The sequence below is a fragment of the Desulfitobacterium sp. genome, from assembly GCF_034927245.1.
Taxonomy (GTDB): Bacteria; Bacillota; Desulfitobacteriia; order Desulfitobacteriales; family Desulfitobacteriaceae; genus Desulfitobacterium_A.
This window is the reverse complement of the sequence record NZ_JAYFQK010000013.1, coordinates 16,430-30,114: the sequence shown is the minus strand read 5'-3', so window position 1 is coordinate 30,114 and position 13,685 is coordinate 16,430. Positions and strand designations below refer to the sequence as shown.

The 13,685-nt window shown below is 42.1% G+C and carries 15 protein-coding genes; 7 read left to right on the top strand and 8 right to left on the bottom strand.

Annotation, left to right across the window (positions count from 1 at the left end):
• The first annotated feature begins 491 nt into the window (after window positions 1-491).
• The 5 genes from VB077_RS04135 (at window position 492) to VB077_RS04115 (ending at window position 4,464) form a co-directional block, all read left to right on the top strand.
• Window positions 492-1,775 carry a homoserine dehydrogenase gene (locus VB077_RS04135; protein ID WP_323413952.1) on the top strand — a complete coding sequence of 428 codons (1,284 nt, stop codon included), beginning with the start codon at window positions 492-494 and terminating at the stop codon, window positions 1,773-1,775.
• A gap of 17 nt (window positions 1,776-1,792) precedes the next feature.
• Window positions 1,793-2,686 carry a homoserine kinase gene (thrB, locus tag VB077_RS04130; RefSeq protein ID WP_323413951.1) on the top strand — a complete coding sequence of 298 codons (894 nt, stop codon included), beginning with the start codon at window positions 1,793-1,795 and terminating at the stop codon, window positions 2,684-2,686.
• A gap of 238 nt (window positions 2,687-2,924) precedes the next feature.
• Window positions 2,925-3,398, top strand: coding sequence for an Lrp/AsnC family transcriptional regulator (locus VB077_RS04125; RefSeq protein WP_323413950.1), 474 nt, complete (start codon window positions 2,925-2,927; stop codon window positions 3,396-3,398).
• 35 nt (window positions 3,399-3,433) lie between these two features.
• A complete protein-coding gene (locus VB077_RS04120; protein ID WP_323413964.1) occupies window positions 3,434-4,162 on the top strand; it encodes an AzlC family ABC transporter permease in 729 nt (242 codons plus the stop codon).
• Complete coding sequence (locus tag VB077_RS04115; RefSeq protein ID WP_323413949.1) at window positions 4,129-4,464, top strand: branched-chain amino acid transporter permease; 336 nt, start codon at window positions 4,129-4,131, stop codon at window positions 4,462-4,464. Before VB077_RS04120 ends, VB077_RS04115 begins: the two co-directional genes overlap by 34 nt.
• 74 nt (window positions 4,465-4,538) lie before the next feature.
• Here the strand turns inward: VB077_RS04115 and VB077_RS04110 are convergent, their stop codons facing one another.
• The 6 genes from VB077_RS04110 to VB077_RS04085 form a co-directional block, all read right to left on the bottom strand.
• Window positions 4,539-5,570: an XdhC family protein gene (locus VB077_RS04110; protein WP_323413948.1), complete on the bottom strand. Its 1,032-nt coding sequence runs from the start codon at window positions 5,568-5,570 to the stop codon at window positions 4,539-4,541.
• A gap of 66 nt (window positions 5,571-5,636) precedes the next feature.
• Window positions 5,637-6,050 (bottom strand): MerR family transcriptional regulator, encoded by a 414-nt coding sequence (locus VB077_RS04105; protein ID WP_323413947.1) that lies wholly within the window; start codon window positions 6,048-6,050, stop codon window positions 5,637-5,639.
• Window positions 6,051-6,181: 131 nt separating this feature from the next.
• Window positions 6,182-6,550, bottom strand: a complete 369-nt coding sequence (locus tag VB077_RS04100) for a NifB/NifX family molybdenum-iron cluster-binding protein (protein WP_323413946.1) — start codon at window positions 6,548-6,550, stop codon at window positions 6,182-6,184.
• Between the two features lie 132 nt (window positions 6,551-6,682).
• Window positions 6,683-7,264, bottom strand: coding sequence for a class I SAM-dependent methyltransferase (locus tag VB077_RS04095; protein WP_323413945.1), 582 nt, complete (start codon window positions 7,262-7,264; stop codon window positions 6,683-6,685).
• A gap of 403 nt (window positions 7,265-7,667) precedes the next feature.
• Entirely contained in the window at window positions 7,668-9,512 is a 1,845-nt protein-coding gene (locus VB077_RS04090) for an ATP-binding protein (protein ID WP_323413944.1), read from the bottom strand.
• On the bottom strand, window positions 9,505-10,200 hold the full coding sequence (locus VB077_RS04085) for a response regulator transcription factor (protein ID WP_323413943.1): 696 nt from the start codon (window positions 10,198-10,200) through the stop codon (window positions 9,505-9,507). Before VB077_RS04085 ends, VB077_RS04090 begins: the two co-directional genes overlap by 8 nt.
• A gap of 190 nt (window positions 10,201-10,390) precedes the next feature.
• On the opposite strand from VB077_RS04085, the gene VB077_RS04080 reads away from it, so the two are divergent.
• Together VB077_RS04080 and VB077_RS04075 are read left to right on the top strand one after the other, a co-directional pair.
• Window positions 10,391-10,879 carry a DUF2680 domain-containing protein gene (locus VB077_RS04080; protein ID WP_323413942.1) on the top strand — a complete coding sequence of 163 codons (489 nt, stop codon included), beginning with the start codon at window positions 10,391-10,393 and terminating at the stop codon, window positions 10,877-10,879.
• Window positions 10,880-10,968: 89 nt separating this feature from the next.
• Complete coding sequence (locus VB077_RS04075; RefSeq protein WP_323413941.1) at window positions 10,969-12,084, top strand: 4Fe-4S binding protein; 1,116 nt, start codon at window positions 10,969-10,971, stop codon at window positions 12,082-12,084.
• 93 nt (window positions 12,085-12,177) lie between these two features.
• Here the strand turns inward: VB077_RS04075 and nrfD are convergent, their stop codons facing one another.
• On the bottom strand, window positions 12,178-13,065 hold the full coding sequence (nrfD, locus tag VB077_RS04070) for an NrfD/PsrC family molybdoenzyme membrane anchor subunit (protein WP_323413940.1): 888 nt from the start codon (window positions 13,063-13,065) through the stop codon (window positions 12,178-12,180).
• 13 nt (window positions 13,066-13,078) lie between these two features.
• Complete coding sequence (locus VB077_RS04065; RefSeq protein ID WP_323413939.1) at window positions 13,079-13,675, bottom strand: 4Fe-4S dicluster domain-containing protein; 597 nt, start codon at window positions 13,673-13,675, stop codon at window positions 13,079-13,081.
• Window positions 13,676-13,685 lie beyond the last annotated feature (10 nt).

The following is a 13,685-nucleotide window of genomic DNA, read 5'->3' as shown; positions in this document are numbered from 1 at the left end:
TTCCTCTTTTCTCAAAAGTAATTGCTATATTGACTAATTCGAATTTTCTTAAATTATAACTCAAATGTTGATTCCTTGATATGGAAAAACTTTAAAAATTAAGCGCCTCCTTTTCTTATTTTAAATTCTTTTGGATATAACAAAAGCCACGAGCACAAGTCCCCAGACAGAGGAACTTTCCGCTCGGGCTTTTTCTGCCCACGGTGTAAACCCAATTGACTGGATTTCTGTACCGCTCGGTCCTGACAGGATGTCCCCGGAACCCTAGGTACACTTCCTACATAATATATACTCTATTATCGTTGTTTTCATCGTGTTATAATACATTGATTTATTATGGATAGTGTATATGTTACAGCTTAGAGTGTCAACCCATTAATTTTGTTAAACGTTAAATTTTGTTCCTCACTCTTGTAAAACCCCTTCTTTCATACTATAATGTCCACTAGACAAATACACTTGTTTATGCAAGGAGGATTGGGGGAGTTTTTTTGCGAGAAATACAAATTGGGATATTAGGACTGGGTACGGTAGGCAGCGGAGTAGTCCAAATTCTTACCCAGAATGCCGAGGATATTACGAAGCGGACGAATAGTCATATTAACATTAAGAAAGTACTGGTTCGCAATTTGCAAACTCCTCGTTCTATCAGTGGAAATTTTACCCTCACGGATAATCCCAGCGATATTTTAACCGACCCGGATATCGATATCGTTGTTGAAGTCATGGGTGGGATTGAACCTGCGAGGACCTATATTCTAGAAGCCTTCCACAACGGTAAGAACGTCGTAACCGCAAACAAGGATTTGCTTGCTCTTCATGGTCATGAACTTCTGGATGTTGCCAAAGAAGCAGGCAAAGACCTCTATTTTGAGGCGAGTGTAGCCGGTGGGATTCCGATCATCGCTGCCCTTAAACAATCCTTGGCGGCAAATCAGATTTCAACAGTTGTTGGCGTCATAAATGGTACAACCAACTATATTCTCACTGCGATGGCTGAGCAAGGCAGGGATTATGACGAAGTATTAAAAGAGGCACAAACATTAGGCTACGCTGAAGCCGATCCCTCTTCAGACGTTGATGGCCTAGATGCCGCACGGAAATTGGCTATTCTCTCTTCAATCGCCTTTAATTCTCGGGTTACCGTTAATGATGTTTACGTTGATGGAATAGCTCGAATTACAGCGGACGATATTGCTTATGCTAAAGAACTCAATTCTTGTATTAAATTGTTGGCTATTGCCAAGAATTTACCCGATGGCTTAGAAATTCGAGTTCATCCTTCAATTATTCCTGAATCACATCCCTTAGCATCTGTCAGCGGGGTTTTCAATGCCATCTATGTCATTGGCGATGCTATTGGAGAGACCATGTTTTTAGGGCGCGGAGCGGGTTCTTTACCCACAGGAAGTGCAGTCGTTTCAGATATTATTCAAGTAACACGTAATATCGAATCGGAATCCACCGCGGCCATTAACTGTACCTGTTATAATAATCTTCTTTTGAAAAAATCGGCTGATTTTCATACCGCCTTTTATATTCGGATGCGGGTCAAGGATGAGCCCCGCGTTCTCGCAACACTGGCTCTTCTCTTCGCAGAAGCCAATGTCAGCTTTGCCTCGATTATTCAAAAACAAAAAGGCAACAATGAAGCAGAAATTGTTCTTTTAACCCACCCCATCTATGAAGGTCAATTACGGGAAGCGCTTGAATCAGTAAAAGCCTACAGTAAAGTTTTAACCATCAACAATGTCATACGTTTTGAAGGCAACTAAATTCGGAGGTAACCAATATGCTATGCGCTAAAATACCCGCTACTTCGGCTAATCTCGGCCCAGGCTTTGACTGCCTGGGCCTCGCCCTTAATCTATTCAACACTATCACTGTCGAAAAAAGTACAAGCTGGGAAATTCGTTTAGCCGGAAAATATACGGAAAATATACCCGTAGACGAAAGCAATCTCGTCTGGCAAACGATGCTTCACCTTTGGGAAAGAGTTAATTATCCTACTCCCAGAATTACATTGACAATGGAGAACAATATTCCTCCCGCCCGCGGGTTAGGCAGCAGTTCAGCTGCAATCGTCGGGGGTTTAGTTGTGGCGAACACTCTTGCCGGAAACCCTTTTTCTCAGCTTGATCTCCTGCAAATGGCCAATGAACTCGAAGGCCATCCGGATAACGTAACTCCTGCATTATATGGCGGGGTCACCCTAGCTGTCGAAACCGATGCAGGAATTCTTCCGCGCGTCTTGAGTGAGAACTCTGATGTTAAAGTTTTAGCAGTGATTCCCGAGTTCCTACTCAACACTTCGAAAAGCCGGAAAGTACTTTCCTCACAGGTTTCGCGTCCTGACGCGGTCTTTAATATTGCTCATGCCGGATTAATGATCGAAGCTTTTATCCGAAAAGACTATACACTTCTCAAGGAAGGAATGCGTGATCGACTTCATCAAAATCAGCGCGCCGCACTCGTTCCGGGTCTTCCGGAAGCCCTAAGCTCTGCACTAAATAATGGGGCTTACGGCGCAGCGCTCAGCGGATCAGGCCCTACCCTTTTGGCCTTTCTTGCTCCGGAGCATACTCAAGCAGTTGCCGAAGGAATGGTTCATACATTTGCCCGGCACGGCTTAAAAGCTGAAGCCTATCCTCTCCATATTACCCCTCAAGGAGCACATATACTCTAGCTTGTAAAGCTTGTAAATTGAACTTATGCATAGGGGCTGTCGCAAAACAGCCCCTTTTTGTTGCACCCATAATTATAGACTATTGCAAAAGACCCGAAACTACACGGCCATAGGTTTTGCGTCCTATATTTTTGTTATCCCGGCATCTACTTTCCCTTGCCTTTCAAAATAAAGTATAGTATAAATAATCTATATAAAAATATTATTTTGTATTTTAAACGAAAGGTGAATTATATAAATGGGCTTTACTCTGGATCGTTATGACAAAGCGATTATTCATGCACTCCAAGAAGATTCATCAATTTCAAACCTAGAATTATCGAAATCCATTGGATTATCACCTTCGGCGTGCCTTACCCGAACCAAAAATTTACGCGAATTAGGAGTCATTCAGCAGTTTACAGCATATGTCGATGAGAAAATGCTCGGTATTGAAACACTCGCCTTTACAAGGGTAAGCTTATCTCCTCTTAACCGTGATATTGCCAATTCATTCGTTCAAAAGATAAACGAAACTCCATACGTGCTTGAATGCTATACAATTACGGGAGGGCAAGACTATCTTTTAAAAGTAGCTGCCAAAGATATGTCTACCTACCGAGACTTTATTATTGATTATCTTATGGCAATACCCGGAGTAAACCGAGTAGAAACAAGTATCGTCATGCAAACTGAAAAAAGGACCTTATCAATCCCCCTTGGCGAACATTAGTCAAATGATCAAAAAATGATAGGAGAACATTAATGATGGAGGATAAATTAAAAGCCTTGAAGGCTGCATTTCCCTATACCCTGCCTGTAATGACCGGATATCTCTTTCTCGGAATGGCCTTTGGCATCCTTTTGAACAGTAAGGGATATTCCTTCATATGGGCTCTTTTCATGAGTATTATTATTTTTGCCGGTTCGATGCAATATGTTGCCATAGAGCTCTTGTGTGTTGCTTTTAATCCGTTAAATGCCTTTATCATGACTCTGATGGTCAATGCCAGACATTTATTTTACGGACTGTCCCTCTTAGAAAAATACAATACAGCAGGCAAGAAAAAGTTTTATCTTATGTTTGGGCTTACTGATGAAACCTTTTCCATACTTTGTGCAACAGAACCCCCTGATGGAGTAAACAAAGGCTGGTTCATGTTTTTCGTCACCTTTCTTAATCACCTTTATTGGATTACTGCCTGTGTCCTTGGCGGCATATTAGGCTCCCTTGTCTCCTTCAATACAAAGGGAATAGACTTTGTTATGACTGCGTTATTCGTCGTTATTTTTCTTAACCAGTGGAAATCGCAAAAGCGTCATGCACCGGCACTCATTGGCATCGGCGCCTCCGTTATTTGCTTGTTAATTTTTGGTGCTCAAAATTTCATTATTCCGGCAATGGGTCTTATTCTTATCTCCCTGGCCTTCTATAGAAAACCGTTTGAGAAAGGGGCAGAGAAATGTTACTTACCGTCCAGCAGTCAATCATCATAATCCTAACAATCTCAGTAGGAACCTTTTTAACCAGGTCCCTGCCCTTCATCCTTTTCCCGGCAAACCGGGAAACCCCCAAATTTGTCCTTTATCTCGGGGAGGTTCTCCCTTTTGCTTGTATCAGCTTACTGATTGTTTACTGCTTAAAAAACGTATCTTTGCTCTCCGCTCCGCATGGTCTCCCTGAAGCAATTGCCATTACGGCTATTGTCCTCGTTCACCTTTGGAAAAACAATGTGCTTCTAAGTATAGGCGGTGGTACGCTGCTTTATATGCTGCTTGTTCAGTTTATTTTTGTATAACATAAAGTATAAATAGAATGCGAGATCCAGTATCTAATCTGGTCTCGCATTTTTATTTTCCGAAGCTATAAAGATTATCTTCTCCGTACAGAAATGATCTCTGCCATAATACTAAGGGCGATTTCAGCCGGAGTTTGGGCCCTAATATTTAACCCAATGGGTGCTCGTAAACGGACAATATTTTGAGCAGTATTGCCCTCCACCTCAAGTTTTTGAACAATCGCCCTGACTTTTCGAGTACTGCCCAGCATCCCCACATATTTTGTTTCATAGTTTAGGATTTCTTTCACACACGCTGCATCTGTCTGATGACTCCAGGTCGCAACAACAACATAGGTATCTTTATCGGGGTAGTAATTTTGAATACCCGATATATATTCACCCCGTATAACCTTATAAACTTCCGGAAATAATCCCGGCTTAGCGTATTCCGCGCGGTCATCAATAACCGTAATTTCAAAATCGAGCGGTTTGGCATAATATGCTACTTCTCTTGCCACATGGCCGGCTCCTAAGATTAATAAACGTTCCCTTTGGTAGAAAGGTTCTATTAAAAAACTCTGTTCATCATTTATCTTGTGTACCTGCGTTTGCCTTGTCAACCCGAATTGATGCAAATTCTCAGCTAAACATTCAAAATTGATCGTTTCCCCTGCGAGCAGCCTACCTTCAGAATTCACAATCCCCTTAAAATAGGGAGCGTATAAAGCGGTTACCAGAGCTGCATCCTGATCATTTCCCTGTATATCTAACGCCGCTTGCCAGATATTTCGATCACGAATAGGCTCAAGCAACACCTTTAAATTTCCCCCGCAACCAGGCAACTCATCTTGGGCAGGCTCTTGATCATTTTGGAGGTTTTGTATTTCTGCTTGAACTTGGCCCTCCTCTGCTATAATAGCCAATGCTCTTTGATAAATATACTTTTCAACAGCTCCTCCCCCAATTGTACCTATGGTTTGGCCACTTCCCATAATCAGCATATGAGTTCCCAGTTCGCGAGGAGTCGGTCCCTCTGTGTACACTATCGTGGCCAGCACTGACTTTATATGGTTATCCAGATTATTGAGTATCGATCGAAGGATGGCTTCGTCCAAAAGAAACACCTCTATCTATATAATAATTCCAATATAGCATCAATAAATTTATTGATGTTATATCCAACGTATTATTTATTTGCAACCATTGCATCCCTTACAGTTCTTGAACATTTCACACGAATTACAGAGTTCACTCTTATCACTGGCTACAAGGCAAAAGGTTCCTTCTACCCGCCAACAAGGTTTGGACTCATTGATTGCTGAGGTGCTATTTTTCTTCGCCCCACCCTTACAGTTGCGCTTATACCAACATGAATACATTGATGTTAATTGTTTTACACCGGCAACATTCAACCCCTTTTGATCCATTAGGTATTTTATAAACTTCAACCGTAATAAATCATTATTGGAGTACTTCCTTTGATAACTCGCCCGATCCGGTCGAAGAAGATCATTTTTTTCCCATACTCTCAATGTTTCCGGATGTTCGCCAATTAGATCGGCAACAGTACCTATCGAATATAATCCCTTTTCTTCATCTATCATATAATCACCGCACGATCCGTCATTATGGGTACCGCCACTAAAACTCCAGGTGGAGTCAAAACTCCACCCGAAGTAATTTTTTTAACATTAAGCAAATCGATTTGTATAGAATTTTCTATAGTTATTCCTCATTATCCATGATGATGGCATTCATCACCGTGCTCATGGCAAACCGCTTCCTTAGTCACTAAGTTTCCCTGTGCATATGCATTTGCCACATCCACTACATTACCGGAAGCCCCATTGACGATTTCCATGCCTGCTGCGGTAAGCGCGTTGATCATGCCCCCGCCGATTCCTCCGCAGACAAGTGCTTCAATTCCTTTGCTCTTGAACATGCTTGCGAGTCCTTCATGTTGATGCTGAAGATTTAACGTGCTTAAAACCTCCGCTTTATGCGCTTCATTACCCTCAATTTCAAAAACTGTGAATTCTAAAGCCCTGCCGAAATGAGGATCGAGAGCCTCGCCATTTGTTGGAATTGCTATCTTTTTTGTCATAATAAACTCCTCCTTAGTTCTTTGTTTCTATTATTTTGCTTTTCTCTTTCTATAATGCATATTATATATTCTTTTTTAGATATATTCAATATTTCTATTGAAGTTTATCTTCTAAAACATGAATTTCATGTTTTAGTTCTTAATAGCCACAATGCCATATAAGACCTCAGCAAAATGGTATTCCTCATCCTGGCTAACCTCTAAACCCGCTGTCTTTAAAAGGGCGATAACTTCGTCCGAACTAAGGCGATGTTCAACAGGTGGACCCATTTTCGTCGGCTTTTTCTCCCAGTCTACCACAGCTATTCTGCCTGAGGGCTTTAAGATTCGATGTGCCTCGCAAATAAATCGTTCCTTATCTTCAACTTCATGGAGAACAGTAACCATCAGTGCGAAACTAACGGATTCATCGGGAAGTTTTAAATCATACTCCCCTGTTTTGATCGGAATTACGTTGGCCACGTCTAATCCAACGAGCCTATTTTCTACTTCGGCGAGCATTTCTTCAGAAGTATCCAATGCATAGATTTGATTCGTTGAATCAACAATTTCGGTTGCCGGAATTGTAAAATAGCCGATTCCACAGCCTATATCAGCCATACAATCTTCGGCCCGAAGGCCTAATTTTTGTAGGGTTGGAACCGGGGGTATCGCTTTAGTACGCCATTCGGCTCTAAGTTTATCCTTGTGGGCCGGATCAAATTTATGGCTCATTATTCCCTCCTAGCAAGACGATAGTCCTGATCCCTTAATGTAAAAACCGCGATTAAAAAAGTAGTTAGAATACTCAATAACCGAATTACCGATATGCTCCTCAAAAGCCGAACTATAGACAATTTTAACTCCTTTTGATTCGACAACCACATCACCATTCTGATTGTTATCCTCTTTTAGCTCATCCAGAGCTAATTGAAATTTCGGTCCCCCTCAGCCAAATCCGCCAAAAGAAACCCTAATCACTGTATTATTTGAATTAGGTTGCTTTTCGATAAGCTCATTGAGCTTTTGGGCTGCTTTTTCCGTTACGCTGATCATAGCTTTCTCCTTCTATCCTTCATATGCCCCCTATACGGGGGGCAAGTTCATCATAGCTTTTCCCTTTGTCAATGTCAATCCTTTAGCTAAAGCAAGTTTCCTTTATCGGAAGCTCAACGGTTACCCGCGTGCCTTTGCCGACTCCACTTGTTAATGAAACCTGTCCTCCGTGCAGCTGAACCAAGTGTTTAGCAATAGCCAGGCCAAGTCCCGTACCTTTGCTTTTCCTGGATTTATCCGCTTTATAAAAGCGATCCCAGACATAGGGCAGCTCTTCTTCCGGAATTCCATAACCTTGATCCTGAATTTCAACTTCTATCCTATTATCCTTGATTATGCGTGTTGATATGATAATAGAAGTTCCCTCCGGAGAGTACTTTACAGCGTTATCAATAAAAATAACAAATAACTGCCTTAGCCGATCATAATCTCCCATGAGTACGGGTATGTGTTCCGGTCCTTGAGCGATAATTTTCATTTCTTTTTTATCTGCCAATGTTTGAATACTCTTAACAACATCAGAGAGAAGGCTGGGAATATGAATCTTTTCTAAATGAATTGAAATTTTCCCCGACTGAAGCCGGGAAAGCTCAAGAAGATCCCCGACCAATCGCTCCAGTCCCTTCGTTTCGGCCAGCATTCTCTGATGATAATGCTCAATATCGCAGGTTTGGTTAACCGTACCATCCATCAAAGCTTCCAACGATCCCTTAATCACCGTGAGCGGTGTTCTAAATTCATGGGATACATTAGCAACAAAATCTTTGCGTAGTTGTTCCAGCCTTTCACTTTCACTAACATCCTGAACCAAGGCCACACATCCGGTAACCTGATTTAGTTGATCCGTAATCGGTGACAATGTAAGTTTAAGCTTTTTCCCCTTCCAATCTTTAAGAATTTCCATTGGCTTTTTACTTAGCATTACTTCCTTAAGTGAAGTATAAATCTCTAAATCCTCAAAATCCCTTCTCAAATCATCGTCGGAATATATTAAAGGTTTGTTCATAATTCCGGCAAGCGCACTATTTACACTCATTGGCATAAAATTTTGATCAAAAGCCACTATTCCCTCCGAAATGCTGGCAATAATATCGCTCATTTTTCCCTTCTCCTGAAAAAGCTGATCAATCGTGTAGCCCAGCTTCGAAGCAAGCAGGTCAAGTGAATTTCCCAGCTGTCCTAATTCATCTTCACGCTTAATCCCTGTTCGCGTTGAATAATTGCCTTGTGTCATTTCCACTGCGGTATGATTCATCGCTTTTAGGGGCCGTGTAAAACGCAAAGAATAAAATATTCCTAAGCCAATAGCCAGGATCAGTGCAACCAATAGACTGATTGCTAATATCATAATAGATTTATTTATGGTTTCCGTTATGCCACGAACCGGTGCGTGTAACAAGACAGCACCGATTACTTTGTGGTTTGAATCCCATATTGGAACCCCCACGGTTAAGGTTGTTTCATTATATACGCTGCTGAAACTCTCGCTGATTGATTCTTGCCCTGACAATACCTCATCGATCACGTTTTTGGCTTGTGACGGCAATGGATCGGTACTAAACGTTTGGCCTAAGTTTGCCGCCATCCCCTTACCCATGCCCTTTCCCATTCCATTTTCCTTACCCATGTTCATACCCGATATTACCGCAGGATCACCTTTATCATCTGTTATCCATATCTTCGCCCCTGCAAGGTTATTGAGAGCTTTCATTAATCCTCCCATACCCCGCATCTGCCCCGTTTTTTCCGTATTTTCACTGAAGAGCTCTGATATGCTGTAAGCTTTTTCTAAGAGGATCTGCTCTTGGCTGTTAAAGGTATACTGCTTAAACATTTGAATAAAAAGAAGACCGATCGTTAACATGGATATCAACACAATCCCTACGAAACCAGCCGTTAATTTTAACGTTATTGTCTTTTTAATCATGTTTAACCTCAAATTTGTAGCCTACTCCCCAAACAGTCTTTATATCCCAGTTCAACGTTTCCGAAGCGTCTATTTTGGATCTGAGTCTTTTAATATGGGTATCCACAGTACGGGCATCACCGAAATAATCATAGCCCCAGACACGATCAAGAAGGGCATCCCGCGAAAAAACCTTACCGGGATTTCCTGCTAGCAACCATAATATTTCGATTTCCTTCTTGGTCAAATTTATATCCTTTTCCTGTACCCATACTTCATAAGTCGAAATATTGATTTCTAGTCCTGAAAAACGGATGATATCCTTTTCTTCTTCCTCCTCAGAAATGTCAATCCGCCTCAAAACCGCGCGGATCCGTGCCATAACTTCCGCCGGACTAAACGGTTTAACGATATAGTCATCTGCCCCAATATCGAGACCCATGATTCGGTCTCCATCTTCACCTTTTGCTGTAATCATAATAATAGGTACATTTGAATCTTTTCGAATCCGACGGCAAACCTCAAACCCATCCTTTTTCGGCATCAATACATCGAGCAAGAGCAGGACAGGTGAATATTCATTAAACTTCTGGATTGCTTCGTCTCCATCATGAGCAAGAATCGGTATGTATCCTTCCTTACTCACATAACGCTGCATAATTTCAAGAATATCGTCATGATCATCGGCAATCAGTATTGATTTGTTCAAAATAATTCCTCCAAATCATTATTGACTTCTTCTAGCATTAATTTACCACGAAATATAAACAATGTGTGACATAACTATGGCATATTCAATGACAAAAACTTTTCGAAGTTTTGCCAAAGTTTTGCCACATTTCTTGCTTATAATCCAATTGTAAGGTAATTACACCAATGATTAAAAGGAGTGATTAATTATGAAAAATGTAAAAAAACTAATTGTTGTCGCAACTGCCATAGGCGTCTTGGGAACGGCAGGTACAGCTTTTGCCGCGACATTCAAAACCCCGGCTGATATTGCTGCCGAAGTGACAGGACAATCCGTAGAAACTGTCACTGAACAGCGGATTTCTAGCAATAAGTCTTATGGAACAATTGCTAATGAAGCCGGAAGGCTTGATGAATTCCAATCCCAAATGTTAGAGCAGCGCAAAGCAATTCTCGACGAACGCGTTCAGAGCGGGGATCTTACACAAGAACAAGCCGATCAAATCTATGAAGCCATGAAAAATAACCAGGCAACCTGCAACGGTCAGGGAATGAGGGCCGGCGGCTATGGCCGGGGAGCCGGTTGTGGTTTGGGGCTCGGTCAGGGTAATGGCAGTGCAGCCGGATTCGGAAATCGCGGTGGCCGGGGCATGGGTGCCGGTCAAAGAACGGGACAGAATTCAGCTATAAACCAATAAATAGAGAGTTATGAATTAACCAAAATGGGGCTGCCGGCGGAACATTATTTCCGCTTGTAGCCCTTTTACAAAGGAGAGAGTGATGATAGTTGAAAAAGAAATATATAAAATATCTGCGTTGGTCTATATTGATCCTAATTATCCTTTTTATCACAACCGAATCCTATTTGCATATTACTCAAGGTGGAGGAAAATCACCCTCGGTCCATGCTCTTTGTCCTTTCGGCGGACTCGAGAGTTTATATCAGGCATTCACGACAGGCAGCTTTATCAGCAAAATCTTTGCGGGAACAATGATCCTCTTTGGAATCACTCTCCTCTTGGCCTTTCTTTTTAGACGAAGCTTTTGCGGGTTATTATGCCCTTTCGGAGCCATTCAGGAATTTTTTGCTAAGATCGGTCAAAAAATATTTAAGAAACGTTTTATTATGCCTATTAAAATAGATAGACCGTTAAGGCATCTCAAATATTTAGTCCTCATTATTACCGTATTTTATGCCTGGAAGACTGCAGGTTTGTGGATGTCCCCTTATGATCCATGGTCAGCCTATGCCCACTTACCGGAAGGTTTAGGAAGTGTATGGGAGGAATCTGCAGTAGGTTTAATTCTCTTAGTCGTTACCTTGATCGGATCACTTCTCTATGATCGTTTCTTCTGCAAATATCTCTGCCCCATGGGGGCGTTATACGGAATACTCGGTAAAGCAAGCCCCTTTAAGGTTGTCAGAGATGAATTGACCTGTATCAATTGTGGAAAATGCAACCGTTCCTGTCCCATGAATATTGACGTTCAACACTCCCAAGAAGTAAAAACTGCGGAATGTATTAACTGTCAAATTTGCGTTTTAGAATGTCCTAAGCCTGGAGCATTAGAGAACAAAGAAGGTCCGAAAGCATTGCAACCGCTTCCTGTCATTACACTGGTTATGGTCATATTTTTTGGTTCCCTCCTAACCTTCAAGGCTGCCGGGGTATACACGGTTTTACCTACTCGACTAACGGCAGGTGAAACGATTGATTATGCTGAAGTCAAAGGCTATATGACGATTAAAGAGGCCGCCGAAGCGACAAATACCGAGTTAGATCAATTTTATAAAACATTTAAGATTCCCGAAAATGTTTCTCAAGAAACCATGATGAAAGAAATCAGCAAAGCGGCTCCGGGATACAGCTTGGATGAAATGAAAAAAGCTCTTCAAAATTGATTGCTAAATATTAGGCTCAAAATACGAATAGAGGATATTGGGAAAACCCAATATCCTCTATTCGTATTTTAGGACCTAGGCAAATATTATCTCTTAATAGGGCCAAGGATAAGTTTCAATTCCATTATTTACAACGCAATTCCGGGCAGCAAAACCACCAAAGAATAATGCGATTGCCAAAGCGGGCATCGCCCAAGTAATTGAGGCACCTGAGAAAAACAGATAAGCACTTAACACTAACGGGAATAACACCCCGACTATTGGATAAAGGATAACAAAACGAGCGGTTTTCAGCATACGATGCATTCCCTCTTTAGCCTCAATCGGGCCATTATGAGTATGCTCGAGATAAGCTAAAGAAATGCCGAAGGTTATTGCCGTAAGAGCCAGGATTGCGCCCATAAAAGCGGTATAAACAGCTCCTTCTGGTCCAAAGACCGCACCGATAAAGGCAATGGCTAAGGAGAATGATGTTACAAGATAGAGCAGCGGCAAGGCCGGAGTGTGCCAGAGAGGAATCGATGCCGGAGCAGAGAGTAGCCCACCGGAGATGATCGGGAACATAAATCCCGCAATGGCCGCTATAGCACCGAAAATTACTTGATAAGGAGCAAGAGCACTTGCTAAACCGCTCAGGGCACTTATATTCGCAAACTCGGGAATCACAAAGAGAATCCCAAATACATAATTCAGCACAATCAGCACGATATCCCAAGAGATTCCGGATTTGCTTACATTATTTAAAGAGTAAATTGCATTGATAGGGCGCTCCAAATCAAAGAAAACGAGGAATAACCCCGCAATGGCGAAAAAAACAAGTCCACTCAGAGCCGCTAATCCGACCATTGATCCGGTTGCTTTAAAGAAATTGAAAATATAGGACAGTGTAATCAACGCACCGCCAAAACCACCAAAGAATATATATACTGCCACAGGCCATTCAAATGCCTCTTGGCGTTCAAGCTGCATCGGTTTTGCCATGGATATCCCCTCCTTAATAAATATAATAGACGCGTGGTTCGGTATCGAGGTCAGGCCGGAGCGGTTTAGCCAATCCGGTGGCTACATCTTTTGCTACTTCGCTGTTAGGATCGTCCAAATCGCCGACTATCCTTGAAGCAGTTGGACAGGTCGTAACGCAAGCCGGTTCCATCCCACGGGCGATCCGATCTTGGCAGAAAGTACACTTATCAATGTGAACTTTGTTGTGTTGTGCACTGTCACCATATATTTCTTGCGCCTTACGTACATCCTCTTTGCTGTATACATAGCGGGCTCCATAAGGACAAGCCGCCATACACGCTTTACAACCGAGACACGTATCATAATTGACCAGGACGAAACCCTCATCGTTTTTAAAAGTTGCCTTAGTCGGGCAAACCGCCATACAGGCCGGTTCTTTACAATGCATACAAATCGTGGGGACAAAATGCCTTGCCGTATTGGGATAATGGCCTACTTGGATATCCTTTACCTTGGTCCGCCATTTATCAGACCAATATGGAGTTTGGTTTTCAATGGAACATGCTGCACTACAAGCCTGACAGCCTACACAGGAACGCAGATCTATGACCATGCCATAGCGTGCCATATTTATTCCT